The sequence below is a fragment of the Kocuria sp. HSID16901 genome (assembly GCF_003989425.1).
Taxonomy (GTDB): domain Bacteria; phylum Actinomycetota; class Actinomycetes; order Actinomycetales; family Micrococcaceae; genus Rothia; species Rothia massiliensis.
Window position 1 is genome coordinate 44,355 of the sequence record NZ_RBLM01000010.1, and the last position, 26,053, is coordinate 70,407.

The 26,053-nt window shown below is 63.8% G+C and carries 15 protein-coding genes; 6 read left to right on the forward strand and 9 right to left on the reverse strand.

All coding sequences use genetic code 11. The features are described from left to right. Nucleotides 1-5: 5 nt before the first annotated feature. The 4 genes from hpaD to D8M21_RS10655 all read right to left on the reverse strand — a co-directional run bounded on the left by hpaD (nt 6) and on the right by D8M21_RS10655 (nt 5,029). Nucleotides 6-1,112: a 3,4-dihydroxyphenylacetate 2,3-dioxygenase gene (hpaD, locus tag D8M21_RS10640; RefSeq protein WP_048683426.1), complete on the reverse strand. Its 1,107-nt coding sequence runs from the start codon at nt 1,110-1,112 to the stop codon at nt 6-8. Between the two features lie 104 nt (nt 1,113-1,216). Further along, nucleotides 1,217-2,731 carry a 5-carboxymethyl-2-hydroxymuconate semialdehyde dehydrogenase gene (hpaE, locus tag D8M21_RS10645; RefSeq protein WP_048683324.1) on the reverse strand — a complete coding sequence of 505 codons (1,515 nt, stop codon included), beginning with the start codon at nt 2,729-2,731 and terminating at the stop codon, nt 1,217-1,219. Between the two features lie 40 nt (nt 2,732-2,771). Next, on the reverse strand, nt 2,772-3,449 hold the full coding sequence (locus D8M21_RS10650) for a GntR family transcriptional regulator (protein WP_048683328.1): 678 nt from the start codon (nt 3,447-3,449) through the stop codon (nt 2,772-2,774). After that, complete coding sequence (locus tag D8M21_RS10655; protein ID WP_048683329.1) at nt 3,446-5,029, reverse strand: fumarylacetoacetate hydrolase family protein; 1,584 nt, start codon at nt 5,027-5,029, stop codon at nt 3,446-3,448. The genes D8M21_RS10650 and D8M21_RS10655 overlap by 4 nt, the downstream gene beginning before the upstream one ends. Nucleotides 5,030-5,180: 151 nt before the next feature. Here D8M21_RS10655 and D8M21_RS10660 point away from each other — a divergent pair, with 151 nt between their 5' ends. Further along, nucleotides 5,181-6,578, forward strand: coding sequence for an MFS transporter (locus D8M21_RS10660; protein WP_048683332.1), 1,398 nt, complete (start codon nt 5,181-5,183; stop codon nt 6,576-6,578). Nucleotides 6,579-6,737: 159 nt separating this feature from the next. Then, nucleotides 6,738-8,777 (forward strand): family 16 glycosylhydrolase, encoded by a 2,040-nt coding sequence (locus D8M21_RS10665; protein WP_048683335.1) that lies wholly within the window; start codon nt 6,738-6,740, stop codon nt 8,775-8,777. Here the strand turns inward: D8M21_RS10665 and D8M21_RS10670 are convergent. Beyond that, the gene (locus D8M21_RS10670; RefSeq protein ID WP_065424326.1) at nt 8,774-10,522 is read right to left on the reverse strand and encodes a thiamine pyrophosphate-binding protein; all 1,749 of its coding nucleotides are present in this window, start codon (nt 10,520-10,522) and stop codon (nt 8,774-8,776) included. The two genes, D8M21_RS10665 and D8M21_RS10670, sit on opposite strands and share 4 nt — an antisense overlap. 168 nt (nt 10,523-10,690) lie before the next feature. Then, nucleotides 10,691-11,401 carry an IclR family transcriptional regulator gene (locus D8M21_RS10675; RefSeq protein ID WP_048683337.1) on the reverse strand — a complete coding sequence of 237 codons (711 nt, stop codon included), beginning with the start codon at nt 11,399-11,401 and terminating at the stop codon, nt 10,691-10,693. Between the two features lie 146 nt (nt 11,402-11,547). Here D8M21_RS10675 and D8M21_RS10680 point away from each other — a divergent pair, with 146 nt between their 5' ends. After that, nucleotides 11,548-13,434 (forward strand): FAD-binding monooxygenase, encoded by a 1,887-nt coding sequence (locus tag D8M21_RS10680; RefSeq protein WP_048683343.1) that lies wholly within the window; start codon nt 11,548-11,550, stop codon nt 13,432-13,434. A 156-nt stretch (nt 13,435-13,590) separates the two neighbouring features. After that, nucleotides 13,591-14,811, forward strand: a complete 1,221-nt coding sequence (locus D8M21_RS10685) for a M20 metallopeptidase family protein (protein ID WP_048683346.1) — start codon at nt 13,591-13,593, stop codon at nt 14,809-14,811. A 322-nt stretch (nt 14,812-15,133) separates the two neighbouring features. Here D8M21_RS10685 and D8M21_RS10690 read toward each other — a convergent pair whose 3' ends face one another. Then, nucleotides 15,134-16,498, reverse strand: a complete 1,365-nt coding sequence (locus D8M21_RS10690) for an FAD-binding oxidoreductase (protein ID WP_048683349.1) — start codon at nt 16,496-16,498, stop codon at nt 15,134-15,136. A gap of 81 nt (nt 16,499-16,579) precedes the next feature. Then, on the reverse strand, nt 16,580-19,969 hold the full coding sequence (locus tag D8M21_RS10695; RefSeq protein ID WP_053090034.1) for an NAD-glutamate dehydrogenase domain-containing protein: 3,390 nt from the start codon (nt 19,967-19,969) through the stop codon (nt 16,580-16,582). Between the two features lie 228 nt (nt 19,970-20,197). On the opposite strand from D8M21_RS10695, the gene D8M21_RS10700 reads away from it, so the two are divergent. Next, the gene (locus D8M21_RS10700) at nt 20,198-20,575 is read left to right on the forward strand and encodes a YidH family protein (protein ID WP_048683351.1); all 378 of its coding nucleotides are present in this window, start codon (nt 20,198-20,200) and stop codon (nt 20,573-20,575) included. Then, on the forward strand, nt 20,545-20,943 hold the full coding sequence (locus D8M21_RS10705) for a DUF202 domain-containing protein (protein ID WP_174229723.1): 399 nt from the start codon (nt 20,545-20,547) through the stop codon (nt 20,941-20,943). The genes D8M21_RS10700 and D8M21_RS10705 overlap by 31 nt, the downstream gene beginning before the upstream one ends. A gap of 109 nt (nt 20,944-21,052) precedes the next feature. Here D8M21_RS10705 and D8M21_RS10710 read toward each other — a convergent pair whose 3' ends face one another. Continuing rightward, entirely contained in the window at nt 21,053-26,041 is a 4,989-nt protein-coding gene (locus D8M21_RS10710) for an NAD-glutamate dehydrogenase (protein ID WP_082156896.1), read from the reverse strand. Nucleotides 26,042-26,053 lie beyond the last annotated feature (12 nt).

Below are 26,053 nucleotides of genomic sequence, written 5' to 3' on the forward strand. Positions count from 1 at the left end.
TCTCCTTACAGCTGATGACCGATCTTGAAGCCCTTCGAGGCCTCACCACGGTAGGTTCCGTCTTCATCTCCGGGACGGGTGTAGGAGAACCCGTCCGCCCCGATAGTCACGTCCATCTCGGAAGAGGCCTCACGTTTCCGGACCTCCTGTGGATTGCCGTCCAGATCCAGAACAAGAGACGCCTCGGTGTACCACGAAGGGACCACGGGATTGCCCCACCAGTCGCGACGCTGATTGTCGTGCACATCCCAGTGCACGACCGGGTTGTCCGGGTCGCCGGTGTAATAGTCCTGCGTGTAGATCTCGATGCGATGGTCGTCCGGATCCAAGATGTACAGGTAAAACGCGTTCGAGACGCCGTGGCGCCCGGGCCCGCGCTCAATCCGGTCCGACATCCGCAAGGCACCCATCTTGTCGCAGATGTAGAGGATGTTGTGCTTCTCGTGCGTCGCAAAGGCCACGTGGTGCATTCGCGGGCCGTCACCGCCCGTCATGGCCGTGTCGTGCACCGTTGATTTGCGGCGCATCCACGCGGCGTACTCGGTGCCTTCCGCATCGGAGATGTCCTCGGTGATGCGAAAGCCGAGGCCCTCCATGTAACGGCATGCCCGTGGTACATCCGGGGTGACCTGGTTGAAGTGATCCAGGCGCACCAAAGCACCCGCGCCATACAGCTCATAGCGCCAGGCAAGTCGCTCCACATGTTCCGTCTCGTAGAAGAACTCGTAGGGGAATCCCAACGGATCCTCCACGCGCACCGAATCGCCGATGCCATGGACGAACCCCTCTTTGCGTCGCTCGGTTCGGCAACCGAGCTCCTGGAAGTACGCCTCGGCTTTGTCGACGTCCTCGGGGGTGCGAACCCGGTAGGAGAACGCGCGGACCGCTGCGACCGGGCCCTGCCGCAGAATCAAGTTGTGGTGGATGAACTCCTCCATGGGACGCAGGTAAATAGCCTCGTCGTCTTCTTCCGTGACGACGAGGCCGAGCAGGTCCACGTAGAACTCGCGAGACTTCTTCAGATCGGTCACGATCAATTCCATGTACGCGCACCGGAGGATGTCCGGGGCTGGAACGGAGGGAGTGGGGATGGGGGTACTGGTGAGGGTCATCTCAAGCGTCCTTGCTCTATCGATGGAATCGGTGGTGTGCCAAATGAGGGCCGGCGTGCGGCGGCCGGCCATGGGTGACTGCCGCCGCACAGATTTCGGTGGGCTTACTCTGCCTTGCCGAAGACGGGGTTGTGGACCTCGCCGAGATTGATGTGAACCGCCTGCTGGTCGGTGTAGAAGTCGATCGAGCGGTACCCGCCCTCGTGGCCCAGGCCGGAAGCCTTGACGCCACCAAAGGGTGTCCGCAGGTCACGCACGTTATTGGAGTTGAGCCAGACCATTCCAGCGTCCACGGCCTGCGAGAAATTGTGTGCCCGCTTGAGGTCATTGGTCCAAATGTAGGCGGCCAGACCGTACTTCGTGTTGTTGGCCAGTTCCAGCGCTTCCTCTTCGGTGTCGAAGGGCGTGATCGCGACGACGGGTCCGAAGATTTCGTCCTGGAAAATCCGCGCATCCGGGGCGACGTCGGCAAACACCGTGGGTGCCACGAAGTTTCCGTCCTCAAATCCTTCGGGGCGCCCGCCTCCGGCCATCAGCCTGCCCTCGGACTTGCCGATCTCCACGTAGCTCATGACCTTCTCGTAGTGCTCGGGGTGCACCAACGCCCCAACTTCGGTCTTCGAGTCGGAGGGCAAACCCACCTTGACCCTCTTGGCCTGAGCGGCGTAACGCTCCACGAATTCGTCATAGATTCCCCGCTGCACCAGGATGCGGGAACCGGCGGTGCACCTTTCGCCGTTCAGGGAGAAGACGCCGAAGACGGTCGCATTGATCGCGGCTTCGAGGTCGGCGTCGTCGAAGACTACGGCCGGGGACTTGCCGCCGAGTTCCATGGAAAGCCCCTTCAGGTAGGGCGCGGCGTTGGCGAAGATCGTTTGTCCCGTACCGGATTCGCCGGTGAAGGAAATCAACGGGACGTCCGGGTGTTTGACCAGGGCGTCGCCAGCATCCTCACCGAACCCGTTGACCAGGTTAAACACGCCCTCGGGGAGGCCCGCCTCCTCAAAAATTCCGGCCCACAACGAGGCCGAGAGAGGAGTAAATTCCGCCGGCTTGAGCACCACGGTGTTACCGGTCGCAATCGCCGGCGCGAGCTTCCACGATTCCAACATGAACGGCGTATTCCAGGGCGTAATGAGACCCGCGACGCCGATGGGCTTGCGGTTGACGTAATTCGCCTGGCGGCCGGGGACCTTGAACGCGTCGTCGTGCTGGGCAACGATCAGGTCCGCGAAAAACCGGAAGTTCTCCGCCGCGCGGCGAGCCTGGCCCAGGGCCTGAGTGATGGGAAGACCGGAATCGTAAGATTCCATCGCGGCGAGGCGCTCCCCGCGGGTTTCGACGATGTCCGCGATCTTGTTGAGCACCCGAGCGCGTTCCCGGGGAAGCATCGTGGGCCACGGGCCTTCTTCGAAGGCCTTCTTCGCGGAGGCCACCGCGGCGTCGATGTCGGCTTTCTTGCCCGCCGCCGCCTTGATATACGGCGTGTTGGTTACCGGATCGATGACGTCAAAGGTGCTTCCGTCCACCGAATCCACCGAGCGTCCGCCAATGTAGTGGCGGATCGCCTCGGGAAGGTCTTCGGGCTGTGCGTGCTGCTGTGTCTCTTCCGCAATCATGATTGCTCCCTTCGATCAGGACATCCGTAAAAGTCTGGAGTTAGGTCGTACTGCGTTGTTTGGCGAGGTAGCTCTTGAGGGTGTTGTGCCGGTGGTCTCGGGCAGCGCGTTCTAGGTCGACGACGTCGGCCCCGCTTTCGATGAGGTCCAGCATCTTCGCGTGCTCGGCCACGGACTCGCGAGCGCGCCCCGGAACAAACGAAAAAGTTGAATCCCGCAAGTGGCCCAGTCGCTCCCACTCCGCGGCGACCAGCTCCGTCATCCTGAGATTGGGGCACTTGGCGAAGAGCACCTGGTGAAAGGCCCTGTTGGTCTCGGTGAAGGAGTGCGGATCGAAGTCGTCCAGCGACGCCGCGAGCTGCTCGTTCAACTCACGGGCGTAGGCCAGATCCTTGGCGGTGAGATGCGGCGCAGCGAGGGCGGTTGCGGCTCCTTCCAGGATCCCGAGGCTCTCCATGGAGTACCGGTAGCGTTCCTCGTCGACCATCGCGACCTGCGCCCCGACGTTGCGCTGGAAGGTCACGAGCCCCTCTGCTTCCAACCGCCGAATCGCCTCTCGCACGGGAACCACGGACATATCCAGCTCTCGACCGATGGTGTTCAGCACCAGGCGGTATCCGGGGGTGAATTCCTGGCGGGCGATCCGCTCCTTAAGCCACTCATAGGCGCGTTCGGCCTTGCTCGTGCCGACGGCGGCGGGAACCTTGAGTTCGGTCATGATTGACCATCCTCGGAACCGTTAGACGTCTCCCGGTCGGAGAGCCACCGCTGGTAGGCCTCTTTCCACTCCCCGGTCGGCGGGAAAAGACCGTCCACGGCATGGCCTTCGGCCACGCGTTCGGCGACCCAGGCATCCTGAATCTCCTTGGCCTCGGCCGCGTTCAGGACCTCTTCGAGTGACTCACGGGGAATCACGATCACGCCGTCGTCGTCGCCAACAATCACGTCCCCCGGCACAACGGTCGCATTTCCGCAGGCCACTGCGACATCAGATTCCCAGGGAACGTGCTTCCGGCCCAGAACCGCCGGATGCGCGGCCGTGGAAAACACCGGCAAGCCGATCTCGCGGACGGCCGCCGAATCGCGGACGCCCCCATCGGTGACCACGCCCGCCGCCCCGTTGGACCGTGCGCGCAGGGCGAGGATGTCCCCCAAGGTCCCGGAACCTGCCTCGCCGCGAGCCTCGATCACGATGACTTCACCGGGCTGAACGGAGTCGAAAGCTTGTTTTTGCGCGTTATAACCGCCACCGAATTTCTTGAAAAGGTCTTCGCGGGCGGGAACGAATCGGAGGGTTTTAGCGACCCCGACGAGTTTGGTACCCGCTTGAGCCGGCCGGACGCCTTCAATGCTGACCTGGTTGAGCCCACGCTGACGCAGCTGTGCCGAAAGTCCCGCGGTGGGCGTTTGAAGGAGCCGCGCACGGATGTCATCCGGGAGCGGTCCGGTCGGGGTGGCATCGGTTGAGGGTTCGTCCTGATTCTCCGGAGCAAGGCCCGCCGCCTCGCGAGAACCCCACGCCTCTTCTCGCTGGCGGTCGTCCACGGCCGGCAGGGCACCGAGCTTCGGATCAAAGTCTCCGCGGCCTTCAACCACGCGCGTTACCAACCGCCCGGAGGTGGGAGTTCCCTTGGCGTGCGGGGCGTCCACTTCCACCTCGACGACGTCGCCAGGTGCCACGACGCTCGATCCCGCCGGGGTGCCAGTCAGGATCACGTCGCCGGGTTCGAGGCTCACGTGTTGGGAAAGGTCCGCAACGAATTGGGCGAGCGGAAAAATCATTTGACTCTCGGAGGTGCCGTCGCTCTGAGCAAGTTCTCCGTTAACCCACGTGCGCACGCGCAACTGGCCCGGATCGACGTCGCGCGCGTCGATGAGATCGGGGCCCAGCGGGGTGTATCCATCGCGGCCCTTATTGCGCAGGTTCGAGCCTTTGTCGGCGGCACGATAGTCGTAGACGCCAAAATCGTTGGCGGCAGTGACGGACTCGACGTAATCCCACGCGTCCTCGAGGCGAACATTGCGAGCGGGGCGCCCGATCACGAGCGCGACTTCGCCTTCGAAGGCCAAGAGTTCGGTACCCGCCGGGCGTTGAATCACGGCGCCGGAACCGGCCAGGGAACTGGTGGGCTTGAGGAAATACGAGGGAGCCTGGGGGCGGCGCCCTCGCTGTGCGGCCCGCGATTCGTAGGAGAGGTGCACCGCGATGATTTTTCCGGGGCGAACGGGCACATCAGCACAGTCGCCTTGGCCTCGAAACTCGGTGTTATGCGTTGACAACGCTGCGGGATCCGCCATGGAGCCTCCTCGTTGAAACTCTTGATTAGCTTCCCAAATCGTATATGATCGTATCTCAGATCACAAGTTACCCAGATCACAGCATGTGATGGGAGTCTCCGTGATCGTCGTTGATTCCATAGCGACCGGCACCCGAGACAAAGGAGTCTGCATGTCGGATCTTCACCATGACCCCACAACCACCACGGCGGCCCTCCGAACCGTGGCGCAGGCCAAGGAACAGCGCCGCGTCATCGCGGGAACCATCGTGGGAACCAGCATTGAGTGGTACGACTTCTTCCTCTACGCGTCGGCGGCGGGACTCGTTTTCGGCAAGCTCTTCTTCGGCCCGATGGGCCCGCAAGCCGCTCTGGTCGTGTCCTTCCTCAGCGTCGGGTTGAGCTTCCTCTTCCGTCCATTCGGGGCATTTCTCGCGGGCCATCTGGGCGATCGCTGGGGCCGCAAGCGAGTCCTCATGATCACGCTGATCGGCATGGGAGCCGCCACCACCCTGATTGGGGTTCTGCCGACCCACTCGAGCATCGGCGTTCTGGCTCCGATCTTGTTGATTCTGCTGCGGATCCTTCAGGGCATTTCCGCCGGTGGCGAGTGGGGCGGGGCCGCCCTCATGGCGGTCGAACACGCGCCCGTGGATCGTCGCGGAATTTACGGATCCGCGCCGCAGGTCGGGGTACCCCTTGGCCTCCTCATGTCTTCGGGCATCCTCGCCCTGATGACGACCATCGCGCCAGGCGAAGCGTTCATGGCATGGGGGTGGCGCATTCCGTTCCTGCTGAGCGTCGTCCTGATCGGCGTCGGCTACTGGATTCGCCACGGCGTCGAAGAATCGCCCGTTTTCCAGCAGATTGCGCAGGTCAAGGACGAGCGCAAGGCACCCATTGGGCTCCTGTTCCGTAAGCACGGAGTCCTGGTGATCTTTGCGGCCCTCATCTTCGCGGGTAATAACGCGGCCGGGTATATGACCACCGGCGGATTCATCCAGAGCTACGCAACGAACCCTGAGGGCCCTCTCGGATTCGACCGAGGCCCCGTGCTTCTGGCCGTGACCGGATCGGCCGTCACCTGGCTGATCTTCACCATCGTCGGCGGGTGGTTCTCGGATAAGGTCGGCCGGAGGACCTCCTACCTGGTCGGCTGGGTCGTCCTATTCCTCGGCATCCTGACACTTTTCCCGCTGGTCAATAGCGGCAGTTTGGGGATGCTCTTCCTCGGACTCGTGATCCTGACCATCGGCCTGGGCCTGACCTATGGCCAACAGTCCGCGACGTACACCGAGCTCTTCCCGGCCTCGGTGCGGTTCTCGGGGGTCTCAATTTCCTATGCGATCGGCGCGATCCTCGGGGGAGCCTTTGCGCCGATGATCGCCCAGTCCCTCCTCAACGCGACCGGCAGCACGGCGTCCATTGGCGTCTACTTGTGCGGCATCGTCGTCCTCGGATTCCTCTCCAACCTGTTGCTTCGCGACCGAACGGGTATCCCGCTGGGGCACGGCAACGAGGAGGCTCAGTCCGTGAGCCCACTCGTTTTCGCCGGTCGTAAGGACTCCTAGAGCAGGGCATCGCGACCTCATCGGACGACGGCGTGGCCAGAACCGGCCGCGCCGTCGTCCTTTGAATTTTTAGGACTTCCGCCCGACCGCGCCATGAGGTATCTTTCAGGTCATTGCCAGGTTATTCATCGCAAATAACCTCTGACATCAAGGAACCCCATGCACCTTTCCTCACTCGCACTGTCCATCACTCGTTGTGCCGCTGCCGGGACCCTCGCGCTGGCCCTCGCCTGGGCCCCGATGACAACCCTCTCGACTCCCGCACAGGCGGCGACGACGGCCGCCACGCAGGTGACCCCCAAAGGACCAACCTTCAATGAGACGGCCAAGTCCGTCTACATCCCCTCCGACCAAGGCGTTCGGTATTACATCACCGTCGACGGGGCCAACATCACCAAAGAAGGCCTCCCGTACGCCAAACCCGGCACTTACACCGAAGCTGACGGGCTCAAGGCCGGCGTACCCATCACCGTGACCGCCAAGTCCGCGGGCAGTTCCACGGTTCTGGTGGGGACGACGCACTGGGAGACGACCTTCCGCAAGGCACCCAGTTATGACCTCTCCCGCGGCGACGATTTCAACGACCCATCCGAACTGCCGTCGGACCAGTGGAACGTATACACGACCCGGGCATCGAGCCTGGGCGCCAACGGGAACACGATCTACACGGCCAACAACGTCTCGGTGAAGGATGGCAACCTCGAGATTCGCACCGAACGCCACTGCCTGTCAGGCTCGCAGGAGCCGAGCGCGGAGACCGTGAGCCCGGGCGGCGCGGTCTGCCCTTCGGGCACTCGGACGGCGTACACCTCAGGCCGCATCAACACCAGCTTCATCTACAACGCTCCCTTCCGCATGGACGTGCGGGCGCGGATGTCAGACGACGTCGTCGACGGCCTCCACTTCGCCGCGTGGCTGCGCAACGATCAGCCGTACTGCACCCAGGCGGGCGTGGAAAAATCCACCCTGGCGGAGCTCGACACCATGGAAGTGTTCAGTCAGCACTCCTACACCACCAACACCTCACACATCACCTGCACCAAGCAGCCCAATGGCGGAGCGGGCACCAAACGGGATGCCCACCGGATGGACACCCAAATTGCCGGCGCGTGGCACGAATTCTCGATGACCTGGGACGGATACGCGATCCGGTACTTCCTGGATGGCCAGCCGGTTCCTTCTAGCTGGGGTCAGACGCCGGAAACCACCGCGGCCACGCTCGGCATGAGCGACGAGGAGTTCCAGTCGGCGCTCAATGATCGCCCGTACCAGGCCATCATCGACTCGTTGGCCTTCGCCCAAGACACCACCTGGATCAATCCGCCCAAGGCCGACCAGCCCTTCCCCGCCCGGGTGGACAAGGTCGATTACATTCACATGACCCCGCTGGAGAACATTCATCCTGTCGGGGCCATTGACGGTAAGTGGAAGCAAAACTCCTGGCTCGGCGCACCCACCGCCCCGGAGACCGACGCCGGCCCCGTCGGTGCCCGCGTGCAGACCTTTGAGCACGGGGCGGTGTACTGGTCCGCCGCGACCGGAGCCCACACCGTGAAGGGCGCGATCCAGGGTGCCTACGACTCCCGTGGTGGTGCCTCCGGCGCCCTCGGATTGCCGACGACGGATGAGAACCAGCTGAAAGGCGGCGCGTCACAGTCCTTCCAGGGCGGCCAGATTCACTGGTCGCCGTCCACCGGGGCCCACGTGGACCGCGGGGCGATTCAGGCGTATTGGGCCCAGCGAGGATGGGAAAAAGGTTGGCTCGGCTACCCCACCGGAGATGAAATCACCGGACTGGCAAGCGGAGGCGCGTCACAGACCTTCCAGGGTGGAACGTTGTTCTGGGACGCACGGACCGGCGCGGTACACGAGGTCCACGGAGGGGTCTTGGGTACCTATGGACGTCACGGATACGAATCCGGTCGTTTGGGCTACCCCACTACCGACGAGATTCGCCTGCGGGGCGGGGTTTCTCAGGTATTCAACAACGGTGAGATCCACTGGTCACCATCCACCGGTGCCCACGCCACCTATGGCGCGATCCAGGATTACTGGCAACGCAACGGCTGGCAGGATGGCTGGCTCGGCTACCCCACCGGTGAAGAGACCCCCACGTCCGACGGCGGCGTGCGGCAAAGCTTCCAGCACGGTGAGGTGACCTGGTATCGCGACCGGCCGCTGAAGGCGGTACGGCGTTAGTCGGTCAGCACCGCGTCCCGGACTGTTGCGGGGTCCGGGTTCGCGGTGCTCGCCGAAGGCGCCTGAAACCCCAACATCTCCTCCACGTGCGGATGGTGACGGCGCGCTTCGTCGAGCGCGGCGATGATCCAGTCGGCCCGGAGATCGCCGGTGATGCGGCAGTCCAGAACGTAGACGCCGTCGGCGCCTTCACGAGCCCATTGCTCAAAATCGGCGAGGTCCCTCATGTTTGTGACGGTCGCGCTGCGAGCGCCCAAGGCCTGGAAGATGCCCGCGAAGTCGATGTCGGGAATCATCATCGCGGCATCGCTAACTCCACGGCGAGCGTATTGATGCACCTCGGCGCCGTAACCAGAGTCGTTGAGGAACACCACGACGCCGCGGCGGGCCGTTCGGACGAAGGTTTCGGCGTCGGCAATGCCCATGAGCCCACCGCCGTCACCCGAGACCAGCACGGGTAAGCGATCCCCGGCCGCTGTGATGACGCCCGCGGCTGAGGGAAGCCCTAGGCCGATCGACTGAAATTGGGTCCCCACGGTGATGTGACTATCAGGCCCTTGGGTGCGTAGGTAGGTCAGCGGCCACTGCATAAAGTGACCGCCGTCGGTAAAGACCACTCGATCAGGCGGAAGTACGTCGTTCAGCCGGCTCATGACCCGGCGGGGGTCGAGAAGGCCGTCGGGGGCCACCTCGTCACCGGCGGGCCGACGTTGGGCTTCGGCATCGGTCGGCACGGTGCGTGCGCGACGTCCGCCAACCCCCGACTGCCGCAGTTCCTCGCGGATCGCACGAATAGCGAGCGCCGCGTCCGAACGGCACGATAGGTTCACGCGCGGATTCGTCGGTTCTTCGGCGAGGTCGATCTGGATCACGCGGGCGGTGTCGCCAAAGGCGTGTCCGTGAGCCATGGTGAACTGGTTGAGGCCAGCACCGACCACCAGCACGACGTCGGCCCCACGGATTTCTTCCGCGGCGACCGGGGCAGCGAATCCCCCGCAAATCCCCAGATCTCGATAATTCGGCCGCCGGTCCTGGAAGGCGTGAAAGTAGCCCTGAGTCGGAACGGTGGTGGCGACATCTGCCCCTAGAGTCTCGGCGAGCCCCCGCAGGTCCGCTCGGGCCTCAAGCGCTCCGCGACCTGCGAGGATCAAGGGGCGTTCCGCCGTAGCGAGCTGGGAGGCGATGTCGCGCAGGACCGAGGCATTACCCTGCGGCGGTGTGGCGCGGTCCGGGATCGCAGGAATGATTTCGCCCCGTTCACCGATCAGCTCGGCTGAGAGATCGTACGGAATCGCCAGCACGACGGGCCGCGAATGGTCCCGAGCGTCGGCGAGCGCCTGGATCGTCACGGTTCCGACGTCGTGGCGCCCCACCGTAAAGGTCGGCACCCCGACCGCCTCGGCCAAGGCATCCTGTTGCACGTCGAGGGGTCGCGGGCCGGACGTCGGACGGTCCCCCACCACCAGCACGAGCGGGATGTGGGCCAGCGCCGCCTCGGCGAGGGAGGTCAGGGTGTTGGTGAAGCCCGCTCCGTAGGTCGCGGTGGCGACGGCGATCTTGCGGGTCATGCGGTAATACGCGTCCGCGGAGGCCACGGTCGCGGTCTCATGGCGGACGGGTGTCGGCGTGAGGCCTAGGCGTTCTACGGCGTCGATGAAATAGGCGTTGCCGTTGCCCATGAGGCAGAAGTACTGGTCAACGTGGCGCGAAAGGGCGCGCGCAATCGTTTCGGATACGGATTGCATGGTGTTTCCTCCGGAAGCACATATGAACTTGAGTAGGCCATATATGTCTGACCGCCGGAAGAAGCGGCTGAGTGTCCCTTTTTCGAACACCGACAACTACAGTGATGCCGGACACACTCAACATAAACCGAACGTTCGGTTGGCGCAACCTTTCGCGCATCACCTGACCTAATGCACGGGAGCCCCCCGCTGAATAGCTTCAGCCACCTCCTGAAGCCGCTCGGCAATCCCCCGAGGATCACCATCCCCCACGAAGACAGTAGCCACGGCGGCGGCTCGGCCACCCCGAAGATTCAGCGGGACCCCCACGGAGCGCAACCCCGTGATCACCTCATCGGCCGTCTCGACCCATCCACGCTCCCGCACGAGCCGAACCTGCTCCCGGTCAGCGTCGGTCACATCGCTCGGCCACTCATGTTCGGCGGTTTGAGCCAAGATGACCTTGCCGGGTGCGCCCAGCCGCAGCGGATGACTCGTGCCCGGGCGCTGAGCGACGACCGCAATCGCTTTGGGTGGCTCAACGCTCGACAGAGTCAAGCACTCGTCACGGTCGCGCACACCCAAGAAACACGTCATGCCCAAATCGCGCGCCGCAAGGGTCAACTCGGGCACCGCGACCGCCTGCAGATCCCGCTCGACGCCACCCGCGAGGGCCGCCAGCCGTGCACCGAGCACCAAGCCACCACCCTCGCGGCGCCCCACAAATCCGTGATCTTCAAGGGTTCTGATCAGCCGATATGCCACCGAACGATGCACGGCGAGCGCCGCCGCGACGTCGTCGATGGTTAGCGAACCAGGGGCTTCATCCAGGAGTTCGAGGATCTGCAATCCCCGACTGAGAGTCTGCGACGCCGCACCCTTGGCCTTCGAGTCCGCCATGACCCACCCTTCTGAGACCCTTGCCACATGTGACGCAGATCGTATATGGTCTGAAACTATTCGGAATGAGAATTCTACGTTCTCATATAGAACACACCGAAGCAATCGTGGCTCCAACATCGTGGTTGGGGAAGGAGACCCGCTCCATGCAGTTCCACCATCACGGCTATGTATCTGGCGATCCGACTCGTGAGGAGGCTTCAGGATTCGGCGTCGACCGCCCGGAGGAACTCCCCGATGCGGTGGACGTCCTCATCGTCGGGTCCGGCCCCGCCGGCATGATCCTTGCCGCTCAGCTCTCGCAATTCCCTGAGGTCAACGCGCGCATCATCGAGCGGCGACCTGGTCGCTTGGAGATCGGCCAGGCCGACGGCATTCAGGCTCGCAGCGTCGAGACCTTCCAAGCCTTTGGCTTTGCCAACAGCATCATCGACGAGGCATATCACCTGACCGAGATGTGCTTCTGGAAGCCCGATCCGCACAGCCCCGAAAATATTATTCGCACGGCTCGCCCCGTAGACGACCCGCAGGGAATCAGCGAATTCCCCCACCTGATCGTCAACCAAGCCCGCGTGCTGGACCACTTTGCGCAATTCGCCAAAAACTCTCCCGGGCGCATCGTGCCGGACTACGGCATCGAATTCCTTGACCTCGAGAACACCGGCGACGGCGAATACCCGGTGTCGGTCAAGCTCCGGTACACCAGCGGCGAGCACGAAGGTCAGGAGCGCACCGTCCGAGCGAAGTACGTCGTCGGATGCGACGGCGCCCGCAGCCCCGTCCGCCAGTCGATCGGTCGCACGCTCAGCGGAGACACCGCAAATCACGCCTGGGGCGTCATGGACGTTCTGGCCACCACGGATTTCCCGGACATTCGCACCAAATGCGCGATCCAGTCCATCCACGGCTCAATCCTTCACATTCCCCGCGAGGGTGGCCACCTCTTCCGCATGTACGTGGACCTCGGCGAGGTTGCCGCGGACGACAACCACGAGGTGCGCAAGACGACGATCGAGGACATCATTGCCAAAGCCAACGCGATCTTGCACCCGTACAGCGTGGATGTGAAGAACGTCGCGTGGCATAGCGTCTACGAGGTCGGGCATCGGCTGACCGACAAATTCGACGACGTCCCCGCAGATCAGTCCGGCCAACGCACACCCCGCGTTTTCATCACGGGCGACGCCTGCCACACGCACTCCGCCAAGGCCGGACAAGGCATGAACGTCTCGATGCAGGACGGCTTCAACCTGGGTTGGAAGCTCGGACACGTCCTTTCCGGGACAAGTCCCGAGTCGCTGCTGAGCACTTACTCCGCCGAGCGCCAGGTCATCGCGAAGAACCTGATCGACTTCGACAAGGAGTGGTCCAGCCTCATGGCGGCCAAGCCGGAAGATCTTCCGGACGCCTCCACCCTGGAGGACTTCTACGTCAAAACAGCGGAATTCCCGGCGGGATTCATGACCGAGTACACGCCGTCCATGATCACTTCAGGCACGGAGCATCAAGGGGCCGCCAAGGGATTCCCAGTCGGCAAACGATTCCACTCGGCTCGTGCCCACCGGGTGTGCGACGCCGTCCCAAGCCAGATCGGTCACGAGGCCACGGCGGACGGTCGGTGGCGCATCTACGTCTTTGCCGATACCCCGTCCGCCGGCGAACCCTCGCAATTGGCCGACTTTGCCGAGTGGTTCGCCCAGGACCCCTCGTCCCCGCAGGTGCGGTACACCCCTCAGGGCGCGGACGACGACGCCGTCTTCGACACCAAGGTCATCTATCAGCAGCCGCACGTGGCGGTCGAGATTAATGACGTCCCGCGAATCTTTAAGCCGACGGTCGGCCCGTTCAAGCTGACGTACCTCGAGAAGGTCTATGCGACGCTACCGGACGACGACATCTTCGAAGAGCGCGAGGTCAGCCGCGATGGCGCCGTCGTGGTGGTGCGCCCGGACCAGTACGTCGCCGCCGTGCTCCCGCTGTCCGCCACGGACGAATTGGCTCGATTCTTTGAACCAATTTTTACCGAACGGTAGTCACGGCGATCGGCACCATGCCGGTCTTCCGTCCCATGGCTGGGCCGTATCGCTGCGTGTGAGGCCCTGCCATGGGCGTCGTCGAGCTCCTGGACATGCCCTCCGCTGCGTCACACAATATAGTGACGCAATATTTCAAGATGCGGAGATTTCACCATGGCCGACGAAAGCCTCACCCAACAGTCCGTCCCCAATTTTCTGCCCGACGCCAACGCACTCGCCACGGAGCTCAAAGACCTCCGGCGCTCGCTGCATCGACATCCCGAACTGGGCAACAACCTCCCCTGGACGCAATCGGCCGTGATCGATGCCCTCGATGGCCTCCCCCTGACGATTCACCGTGGAAAGTCGGTGACCTCCGTGACGGCGGTTCTTGAAGGACAGTTGCCCGGTCCGACCGTCCTGCTACGAGGCGATATGGATGCGCTGCCGGTTGAGGAAAATTCCGGAGAAGACTTCGCCTCAACCAACGGGGCGATGCATGCGTGCGGACACGACCTGCACACCGCAGGGCTAGTCGGCGCCGCTAAGATCCTGAGCGCACACCGGGAGGAGCTCCCCGGCAAGGTCATTTTCATGTTCCAGCCTGGAGAAGAATCCCCCGGAGGCGCAGCACCCATGATCGAGGAGGGGGTTCTCGACGTCACGGGCGAACGACCCGTCGCAGCGTACGGGTTCCACGTGGTCCCCATGCCCCTCGGTGCCTTTATGTATCGCCCGGGAACCATCATGGCCGGGGCATACAGCCTGCGCGTCGTCGTGCATGGCAAGGGTGGTCACGGTTCGGCACCGCACTCGGCCCTGGATCCCGTGCCGGCACTGACCGAAATCGCCACCGGCATCCAGACCATGGTCACCCGACAGTTCGACGTTTTCGACCCGGTCGTCGCGACCATCACGCAGCTTCAGGCCGGAACCGCCGCCGTCAATGTGATTGGCGACGACGCCAGCCTCGGCGCAACCGTGCGTGCCATGAGCCGCGAGTCCGGCGAGAAGTTCGGCGTGGCCGTGAACCGCCTGGCGACTCACATCGCAGAAGCTCACGGATGCACTGCCGAAGTCGAATTCGCCACGCAATACCCGCCGACGGTGTGTGATGAGGAAGAGACCGAACGCTCGGCCGCCGCCCTCCGCAGGCTGGTGGGCGACGAAGCCGTGGTGAAGGTTCCCGAGCCACGCATGGGATCTGAAGACTTTTCGTTCGTCTTGGAAGAAGTGCCGGGAACCTTCATGTTCGTCGGCGCCTCCTACCCCGTCGAAGACCCCTGGAACCAACCCATGAACCATTCCGCCGAAGTCCGCTTCGACGACTCGGTGCTTCCGGTGCAGTCTGCTGCCCTGGCAACGCTGGCCTTCAACCGGTTAGTGGAGGCATAGCCGCCCCCCTTTTCGCCCTGGGTGCGGCATTCGGCTATCAGGTGGCGGTTTCCCAGTTGAGTGGGCCTGACCCCTGACCTGACGCAGGGGAAGGGAGGGAAACCGTCCCTGTTAGGTGGTGTTACCCGAGTTCTGAGGTGCTTAATGCCATTAGGTGGCGGCTACATCGCCTCCTAATAGCGGTAGGCCCCACCCAAGAGGGCTAACACCACCCAACCCGGGTAACCCCACCAAACGACGTGTTCCGCTTCGCGCCCACCATCATGATCGCCGAACGAGCTGCGGAGCGGCTCATCGACGAAGCGTAACTACCCGCCGGCGGCTAGATTCCCCGGCCGGGCGTCAAGATTCCGTGAGGGTCCAGCGCTGCTTTGATCGCGCGCTGGGCCCTCAACGTCGGTTCGTCGAATTGCAGCGGAAGTTCCCGGTATTTCAAGGAACCGACGCCGTGTTCGCCGGTGATGACCCCACCCATACTGATTGCGAGCTCGGTGATCCGGTCCACGACCTCTTCGGCCCGCTTCCTGTCTTCTGGGGTTTCGTCGGACTCTATGGCCGGATGCAGATTGCCATCGCCGGCATGGGCCAGAATGCTCACGCCACGGCCGGATTCGGCGGCGATCTCCTCAACGCCGCGCATCATCTCCACGAGGTTTCCCACGGGAACGCCGACGTCGCAATGTACGGCGTAGCGCCCGGCCAGCAGCGCACCGTTGGCGAGTCTCCGGGCCTCCAGGAGTTCTTCCCCCTCAAAGACCTGGCTTTGGGTGGCGCCCCACCGCCGGCACGTCGCGGCGAGAATCCCTGCGTCGCGCTCAGCCGTTGGCCCCACCGTTTTGCCCAGGAGGAGAGCCGCTTCCGGTTGCGGTAGCCCGCTCGGTTCAAATTCCTCGATCAAGCGAGCGCACGTCGCGTCGATCAGCTCCAGGACTTCCGGGCGTGGCTCGGTAGACACGATCGAGGTGACCGCTCGTCCCGCCGACTCGAGATCGTCGAAGCTCGCGAAAAAGGTCCGCGGCTCTCCTTCGGGAACCGGTTTCAGCCGCACCGTGGCGCGGGTGATGATTCCGAGCGTGCCTTCCGACCCCACGAAGAGCGGCGTCATGTTCAGGCCGGTGGAGTTCTTGATGGTGCGCGCCCCGGTATGGATGATGCTCCCGTCCGCGAGCACGACCTCCAAGGCCGCAACCGCCGCGTCGGTGGTCCCGTGCGCTATGCACCGGAGGCCTCCGGCGTTGGTCGCGATATTTCCGCCCACCGAAGAGATGTGGGCACTGGCGGGGTCCGGCGCAAAGAACAGGCCGTGCTCGCGCGCGGCGGCGTCCAACTCGGAGGTGATGACTCCGGGTTCGACGTCGGCCAGACGGTTCTCGACGTCGATGTCCAGGATCGCATTCATAGCGTCCAGGGAGACCACGAGGCCTTCGGGATACCCCAAGGATCCGCCCGAAAGACCCGTTCCCGCGCCCCTCACGGACACCGGCGTGCGGGTCCGATTCGCCCAGCGCAACGCACGGGCGACGTCGTCCGCGGAGCCCGCGACGACGACGCCCCGCGGCATCCCCTCCGGTTCCGCGATGGATCGGTCATTGATGTAGCCGCGCACTTGGTCGGGATCGGTGAGTAGGCGCGTGCCGAGTTCGGCGGCCAAGTCGTCGAGTGTATCCGTGGGGTTGTGGGTCGTCATGCTTCCTCGTGCTCTATTCATGGCGTGGGTCTCGCAGACAGGGCCGCCGACCAACAAGGTCAGCGGCCCCTCCGGTCGAACTCAGATGTCGCCTCGCGGATTCAGCAGGGTGCGCACGGCCACCGAAATGGTCGCGACGTTCACCTCGGCTTCGTCCTCCGCGGCCTTGCGAATGTCGTCGGCCATGTCGCGGGTCACGCGCGCCAGGCCCGATGCGACGGCCGGATGATCTTCCTCCCACGTCAGAAGCGCCTTCCGAGCACTCTCGGGATCCTCCGGCAAGGACGTGCCCGCCTGAGAAAGGCCTTCCACGACCCACTCGGTCAGCATCTCGGCCGCCCGGTACACGTCGGCCCGCAAACTCGCGCGCAATACCGACTCCCACCGATCCACCCGCGGCAGATCGGTCACGGCGGACAGCAATTCGTGCATCGAGTACCGCTCATACACCGCGAAGTAGACCAACGCAGCTTCCTTCGCTTTGACGCCGGTCGCCTCCGCCACCAAACTGACGTCGAGCAATGGGAGCACCGCCCAGAAGCGGGCCCACGACGTCGCGAGCTCCTTCGGCAGCCCCCACGATGAGCCTTCCTCCTCCCGCTCGCGAAGTTCCTGAACCGCCTCGTCGGACAAAAGGTCCGTCAGCTCATCCACCACGTCGACGCCGGGTCGCAACCGCTGGATCGCAGGCTCAATGACCTCGTCACCGCCCTCTTCGGACGGTGATACCAGCCCGTTCCGAACCACCCAACGCACCGCTCGATCCGTGAACCGCTGGATGCCTTGGATAACGGCGCGCCACGCCTCCGGGTCGGTGTCCGCCGGGATATTCCGGTGTAGCTCGCGCAAGTGTGGAAGGTCGAAGAGCTCACACACCACGAGGAAGGCGCTCGCCACGGTCGATGCGCTGGCACCGGTTTCCTCCACAATGCGTTGCACAAAGACGATCCCCGCGGTGTCGATCATCTCGTTGGCCACTCGCGTGCAGATGATTTCTCGACGCAGAGGATGGGACTCAAAGTGATCCCCGAAGCGCTCGGTCACGGCGCTCGGGAAATACTCCCGCAAGATCTGGGCCAACCAAGGATCACGGCCGAAATCGTCGTCCAGAAGAGCTTGGGTGGCTTCGATCTTGGAGTACGCGAGCATCACGGACAGTTCGGGGAGCGTCAGGAGCTCTCCCTGCTCTCGACGCCGCGCGAGTTCCTCGTCGGACGGCAAGAACTCGACCGCACGATTCAACTCGGCATGCTCCTCCAAGTAATGGAGGAAACGCGAGGCAGAGCTGTTGGTCGGGCGGGTTCCGAGGCGTTCTGCCTGCAAGACGATGTTCTGGTCGCCATTGCTTCGCAAGACCCTATGACCGACCTCCTCGACCTGAGCCTCGATGAATTCGGCCCTTTCCTCCGGGTCCAAGTGCGACTTCTCGACCAACCGGTCCACCAGGATCTTGAGGTTGACCTCGCGATCGGAGGTTTCCACACCCGCGGAGTTATCCACCGCGTCGGTATTGACCAAGACGCCGCGTTGGGCGGCCTCGATGCGAGCGCGCTGGGTCAGGCCCAGGTTTCCTCCCTCGCCCACCACGCGGACCCGCAATTCCGAAGCGTCGATGCGCAACGGATCATTGTCCGCATCGCCGGCATCTCGGTCGCGCTCGTCGGACGCTTTCACATAGGTGCCCGCGCCGCCGGTGTACAGCAAGTCCACGGGCGCCTTCAGGATGGCCGAAACCATGCGCGCCGGAGAGAGGCTCGTGATCTCGTCGTCCAGCCCCAGGGCCTCGCGCATCTGCGGCGTAACGCGAATGGATTTCTCCGTGCGCTTGAAGACACCGCCGCCCTCGGAAATCAGCGATTCGTCGTAGTCCGTCCAGTACGGCCGGGGGAGGTCAAAGAGCCTCTGACGTTCCTGGAAGGAGCGGGCGGCGTCCGGATTGGGGTCGATAAAGATGTGGCGGCTGTCGAATGCGGCGACCAAGCGCGTGTGCTCCGAGAGCAGCATTCCGTTGCCGAAGACGTCGCCCGCCATGCCTCCGATGCCGACCGCCGTAAAGGGCTCACTCTGGCAGTCCACCCCGAGCGACGCGAAATGTCGTTTGACCGATTCCCACGCGCCCTTCGCGGTGATGCCCATGTCTTTATGGTCGAACCCGACCGATCCGCCCGAGGCAAAGGCATCCCCCAGCCAGAAGCCATTCTCTTGGGAGATCGAGTTCGCGAAGTCCGAGAACGTCGCCGTTCCCTTATCCGCCGCGACCACGAGGTAATGGTCCGGGCCGTCCAGAATCACGACGCCGTCGGGGTGCACCACTTCGTGCTCACCGGTTGCGTTGGTCTCGAGATTGTCGGTCACGTCCAGAAGGGACTGAATGAATAACCGGTAGGACTCTTCGCCCTCGCGCTGGTAGCCGTCCGGGTCTTCGTCGCGACCGGGAGCGTTCTTGGGGAAGAATCCTCCCTTAGCTCCGGTCGGAATAATCACGGAATTCTTGGTCATCTGCGCCTTGACCAGCCCAAGGATCTCGGTCCGGAAATCGTGCCGACGGTCGGACCAGCGCAAACCTCCGCGAGCGATCGCGCCGAAGCGCAGATGCACACCCTCAACGCGCGGCGCATAAACCCAGATTTCGTAGGCCGGACGAGGCAGGGACGCCGCCTCGATCTCGCGCGGGTGCAGCTTCAGGGCGATGGTTTCCTGGCCCAAGTATGCGTTCGTTCGAACGGTCGCGGAGACGACGTCGGTCAGCGTCCGTAAGAATTCGTCTTCCTTCAGTCCGTCGACGTCGTCGAGCGCTTCCCCAATCCGCTGACGGATCGACTCCTGCTCTTGACGACGCTGGTCCTTGGTGAGGTTTTCCCCGTGCTCGGGGTCGTGACCGGCCTCGAAGAGCTCGACAAGAAGACGGGTGACCGCGGCATTGTGGATCAGGGTGTCGGCCATGAATGAGGTGCTGTAGCCCGTACCGAGCTGCGCCAAATACCGGCAGTAGGCTCGCAGCACGGCGACGGTGCGCCACGGGAGCGCCTCGAACATGACCAGCCTGTTGGCCGCCCCCGCCTCAGTTCGGCCCGTCAAAGCCGCGCACAACGCATCGTCCAAGAGCGGGAGAACCTCGTCCGGATCGACGCCGTCGGGGAAGGACACCCCAAAGTCGTAAAGGTGAACGACGGCGCCGTCGTCGACTTTGACCCGGTACGGGACCTGATCGATCACGTGCAACCCCAGGTTGTGCAGGGTGGGAAGGAGCTCGGCGAGCGGAATGGCTTCCCTCAGGTACACGTGCAACCGAAGCTGAGTCTCGGACGCCTCGTCGGAGCCCTTATCCGTGCCGTGGACCAGACGTAACGCCGAGGGATGCTCCGCGCCGGGTTCCGCCAGCTGGCTAAGGGCCTTGGCATCGAGCCTCTCTTCGGGGAACGTGAAGTGGACTCGTTCCGCCACGATGTCGATCTTCTCGTTTCCAGCCATGCGCGTTCCTTTCGATTCCGGCGACGACCACCGTGGTGGTCCACGTAACACTGTTTTCAGGGTACGGGGATGACGGCGGGCACAGTCATCCCGTTTCAGCATGTGGGGCGCACGTTACGCAGGCTACGCCGGCCATCGCCCGCGAATTCACGGCTGGTTCAGGCGAGATCGACCCTTCAGGTTACGGGGCGCAATATAGTGTGAGGCAGGCATCGACCTGGAGGATTCATGAGCGAAGAGCACGAACGGCGCGACCGAATATCCCGGACTCTTCTCCCTGGTGGCGAGGAGCCGGACCCCCGGTTCACCTTGGCCAATGAGCGAACGTTCTTGGCCTGGATCCGTACCGCGTTAGCCTTTTTGGCCGGCGGCATCGCGCTTGAAGCCATCGCCAGTGGGATCTTCCCCGAGGCTCTGCACCGTGGCCTAGCCGTTCTGGTGATCGCGCTGGCGTTCCTCGTCAGCCTGGGCGCGGCCGTCCGATGGTGGCGCACCGAGAACCGTTTGCGACACGGCAGGCCCCTGAGCCTTCCGCTCATTGTCCCCTTGCTCAGCCTGGGCGCTACGGTGGCCGCGTGCTTGATCCTCGTGATGGTCTTGCGGTGACCCCCTCACCGTCTCCTTCGAGCCAGGGTCACCTGCCAGACCAGCTCACCGAACCCGCCGACCCCGGCCTCCAGCCCGAGCGGACCGTGCTCGCGTGGGGCCGAACGGTGCTCGCGGTGGGGGTGATCGGAGCCTCCTTTCTCCGTTGGGTGCCAACCTTCGGGCCGTGGGTCGTCATACTCAGCCTGGTGGCCGCTCTGACGAGCACCGGCATCTACCTCACGCAACGACGCCGGTACCGCCGCCAATCTCACGGCCTTCGGCGCGGGCAATTGCATGCCGACCCCCTCGCGGTCGGGCTAGCCAGCCTGGCCGTAGCGGTCATGTCCGTCATCGCCGTGGTGTTTATCCTCGTGAGCGGCCGGTAGAACGTCCCCCGTTGCGGGCCACCCGGATAGCTTCCGTTAACGCACGACGGCGCGATGACCTCAGCCATCGCGCCGTCGTGCGGAGCCTCGAGCCCCGAGGGTTCTTCCGCTAGATCAGGCCGCGCAGGGTGCGCACCGCCACGGAGAGCGTCGCCAACCGCGGCGCAACATCATGGCCCTCCAGCTCCTGGCCGAGCTCTCCCATGAGACGCTCGATGCGGGAGGAATGCACGGGATGCTGCTCTTCCCAAGCAGCCACAACCTCATGGGCCGCGGCGGGATCCTTCGGCCACGAAACCGATCCGCCGTTCAGTTCCCCGTGCGAAATTTCCCGGGCCACGGTGACGGTCAACGCGGCGACGGTCTCGTACAGATCCGACCGCAAGGACGAGCGCGCCAGAGTCTCCCACCGGTCGCTCCGCGGCAAACGCGACACGGCCGCAAGCAACCGGTCGATGTTGAACCGGTCCGACAACGCGTAGTACAGCACCGCGGAACCGCGCAGGTCGCACTCCGTCTCCTCGTCGAGCACGGCAATATCCATGAGCGGGAAGACGTCCAGCAAGCGGGCCCACTGAGCGGCAAGCCCCGCCGGAATGTTCCAGGAGAGGGCCTTCTGCTCCCGTTCGCGAAGCTGCGCAGCGGCCTTCTCGCCCAACAGGCTCGGGACCTCGGGGGCCAGCTCCAAGGCCGACGCAAACCGGTCGATCACGGCCTTGATCTGCACGTTCTCCGGAACCTCATGGCGCAGGTCGCCGGTCGCCAACGATCCTTCGTTGATGAGCCAACGAGTCGCACGGTCAATCACACGCTGAATTTCGCGGGCAATCGACCTCCACGCGGAAAGGTCAATGCTGGCCGGCAAATCGCGGTGCGCAGCCATGAGCTCGCGAATGTGGAAGAGTTCGCGAGTCACCAGGAACGCGCTCGCCACGGTCGCCGCCGAAGCCCCGGTTTCCTCGATGGCCCGGTAAGCGTAGGTGATCCCGGCGACGTCGACCATTTCGTTGGCCACGCGCGTGCAAATGATCTCCCGACGCAACGGGTGCTCGGCCAGATACTCTCCGAAGCGGCTGGTCACGGCCTCGGGGAAGTATTCGTCCAAGATATTTTCGAGCCACGGGTCATCGCCGAAGCCGCTCTCGAGCAGGGCGCTGGTCAGGTGAATCTTGACGTACGCCGTCAGCACCGCGAGCTCCGGACCGGTCAAACCCCACCCCTGCGCGATGCGCTCCTCAAGCTCATCGTCCGAAGGTAGGAACTCGATCTCTCGGTTGAGACCCGCGTTGTCTTCGAGGTGATCCATCAGGCGTGCCGCGGTGGTGTTGGTCGGCATCGTACCCATCCGCTCAGCCTGCAACAGGCCGTTTTGCTCGCGGTTGGTCTCCAACACCAGCGTGCGGACGGCGTCGGTCTGTGCCTCAATGAACGACGCGCGCTCGGCCGGATCCAAGAGACCCTTGGCGACCAGTCGATCCACCAGGATCTTGATGTTGACCTCACGGTCGGAGGTTTCCACGCCGGCCGAGTTGTCGATGGCGTCCGTGTTGACCAAGATTCCCTTGCGGGCGGCTTCGATGCGGCCAAGCTGGGTCATGCCAAGGTTTCCGCCCTCGCCAATCACGCGCACCCGCAGGTCCTCGCCGTTGACGCGCAGAACGTCGTTGGCCTTATCCCCGACCTCGCCGTGGGTCTCGGAAGCAGCCTTGACGTAGGTGCCGATCCCGCCGTTGTACAAGAGGTCCACCGGAGCCTTAAGGATCGCGGAGACCAGGTCGGCGGGCGCCAACCGCGTGACGCCTTCCGAAAGCCCCAGGGCCGCACGGATCTCCGGGGTTAGCTCGATCGACTTCTCCGCGCGGGAGAACACGCCACCGCCCGCCGAGATCAGCGAACGATCGTAGTCCTGCCACGAGGAACGCGGGGTGTCGTACAGCCGCTGACGTTCGGCAAAGGAGGTCGCCGGATCCGGGTTGGGGTCGATGAAGATGTCCCGGTGATCGAAGGCAGCCACGAGCTTGGTGTGCTCGGAGCGCAATAGACCATTGCCGAACACGTCACCGGACATGTCGCCCACGCCCACGGCGGTGAATTCTTCGTTCTGGCAATCGATGCCAAGCTCGGCAAAGTGCCGCTTGACCGATTCCCACGCGCCACGAGCGGTAATGCCCATGGCCTTGTGGTCGTAACCGACCGAGCCACCCGAGGCGAAAGCATCGCCCAACCAGAAGCCGTACTCCTGAGAGATCGAGTTCGCCAGGTCTGAGAACGAAGCCGTACCCTTATCCGCGGCCACCACCAGGTAGGTGTCGTGGCCGTCGAGCGCGACGACGTCGTGCGGGGTCACCACGTTTTCCTGACCCGCCTCGTCGGTCACCAAGTTATCCGTGACGTCGAGCAGGGACCGGATGAACAGGCTGTAGGCTCCCCTGCCTTCGGTCATCCAGGCCTCGCGGTCCTTCGAGGGGTCCGGGAGTTGCTTGGCGAAGAAGCCACCCTTGGCGCCCGTCGGCACAATCACGGCGTTCTTCACCATCTGGGCTTTGACCAGCCCGAGCACCTCGGTGCGGAAGTCTTCACGACGGTCCGACCAGCGCAATCCACCGCGCGCGATGTCACCAAAGCGCAGGTGCACACCTTCAACGCGGGGCGAGTACACCCAAATTTCGTATTCGGGACGCGGCAGCGGAGCCGAGCTGATCTTCTGTGGCAGAAGCTTGACGGCGATGGAATCGTGCCCGACGTACGCGTTCGTCCGGACGGTGGCGGCCACGACCTCCGTCAGGGCGCGCAGCATCTTGTCGGCGTCGAGGGTGGGCACCTGGTTGAGGGCGTCGTCGATCTCGGAAAGGATCTCCGCGCGGCGGGCCTGACGCTGTTCGGTCGACTCTCCCGTGGCGGGATCGAAGCTGGACTCGAACAGCCGGACCACCAGGCGGGTCACCGCGGGGTTCGCCAACAAAGTGTCAGCCATGAAGCTCTGTGAGAGACCCGTGCCGAGCTGGACCAGGTACCGCACGTAGGCGCGCAAGACCGAGACCGTGTGCCACGGCAATTTCTCGCCGAGCACGAGACGGTCCAGCGAGTCAGACTCCGCACGACCGGCCAGAACGGCGCACAAGGCCTGCTCATAAAGGTCGCCGATGTCCTCAGGACGGACGCCCTCGGGGAAGGTCACCCCAAAGTCGTAGAGCAAGAAGTTGCGGCCATCGGCGGTCGTGAGATCGTAAGGCTTCTGGTCGACGACGGTGAGCCCGAGGTTCTGCATGATCGGCAGAAGCTCGGTCAAAGTCTTCGGTTCGCGGAGGTACGTCTTGAGCCGGTACTCGTTTTTGACCCCGTTCGCCGCGGCGTCGGGCCCGGTGCCGTGGATCCGCACGGCCGCAGGGCGCTCGGGACCGGCCGATTCGAGCTCTTCGAAGATTCCGGCGTCGGCGACGGCCTCGGCGATGTCGTAGTCGGCGCGGTAGGTCACCGGTGCCGCGTTGACCCATCGAGAGGCCAATTGCATGTTCTGTGCGCCGATTGCCTCTTCCAGTGCCTCAGGCCAGGAACGGGTCGCCTCCTGAAGCCTCTTCTCCAGGGCGTCCACATCGACGTCGGGGATGTGATTCGGCTCGGTGAGACGCAAGCGCAAGAACAACCGCGCCAGTGCCGAGGCGGAGTGGCGGATTTCGAAGTCGATCGAGGCCAAATCCATGGTCTCGTTGAGAACCTTCTCGATGCGCAATCGGACGCTGGTGCTGTAGCGGTCTCGCGGCAGGAAGACCACGGCTGAGACGAAACGACCGAATTCGTCCGGTCGAAGGAACAACCGCGTACGACGACGTTCTTCCAACCCAATGATGCCGGCGAAAGTCTCGGTGAGACTGTCTTGATCGGCCTGAAGCATCTCCAGGCGCGGGTAATCCTCGATCATGCCGGTGAGGGTCTTATCCGAGTGGGAACCGGGCTGGAAGCCCAAGCGGTTCCGGATCACCCGGACGCGTTCACGCATGAGGGGAGCTTCGGTTGCCGGGAGGGAATAGGCCTGCAGGGAGAACAACCCCAAGAGCACGTATTCGCCGATCACACGGCCGTTGGCATCAATGTCGCGGACACCCACGTAGTCGAGGTATTCGTGACGGTGAATGGTCGACCGAGAATTCGCCTTAGTGATGTAGACGATCTTGGAATCGCGGGCGTTCTCCTTAGAGAGGCCCGTGAGGTGCTTGCAGGTGGGACCCACGGTTTCGTCGGCGTTTTCGGAGTGGTCCGCGAGGATTCCGAGGCCGGTTCCGGGGCGGTCCCAAATGCTCGGTCCTTCAGGACCGTCACGCAGGTCGCGTTCCTTGTATCCGAAGAACAAGAAGTTGTCCCGGGCCAGCCAATTCAGGAATTCCTGAACCACGCGCGGGTGCTCGGCGGCATCAGGCGCTTCCGACCCACCGGTCCGAACGGGCTCGGGGAGAGAACCCACTCGTTCAGATAGGGCGATGACTTTGTCTCGGATGGCCTCGGCGTCGTCGTTGGCGTGGCGGACATCGGCCAAGACGGTGCGGACGCTGCGGGCGATCTCTTGCGCGGTCTGTTCGGACTGTCGCCCGAGAAGCTCCACCGAAATCCAGGACTCCACCGCGCTGTTTCGGCCTGTTGCTCGGCCCAACGACGGCAATACCGCCGTGTCGCCACTGGCCACCGGCTGCTTAAGGTTCAGACCGCGCAGCTCCTCGATGGCGCCGGTCTCGCGATTGCGGTTGACGATGAAGAGCGGGTGGAACAACGCGTCCGATCCGCCATAACGCGCGGCCACCTCGGACGTCACGGTCGAGACCAAGAACGGCATGTCGTCGGTGACGACCATGAGAATCCACGAATTGCCGTGGTGCACGACCTCGACGTTCGTTCCGCCAGGCTCGCGGGTCTCGGCGAGCTGCCGGTGCAAGCGGGCGCGCTGGGTCAGCTCTTCTTCGCTGAATTCCGCCAGATCGTCCTGCGTTGCGTGCTGATAATAGGTTTTAATCCAGGCTTCGGGTCCACCGGAGTCGCTTCCGCCACTTCCACTGTGTGGCTGACGGTTGTCGGTCTCATCGGAACCGGGCTGCTGGTTTAAGGGCACGTCAATTACCTT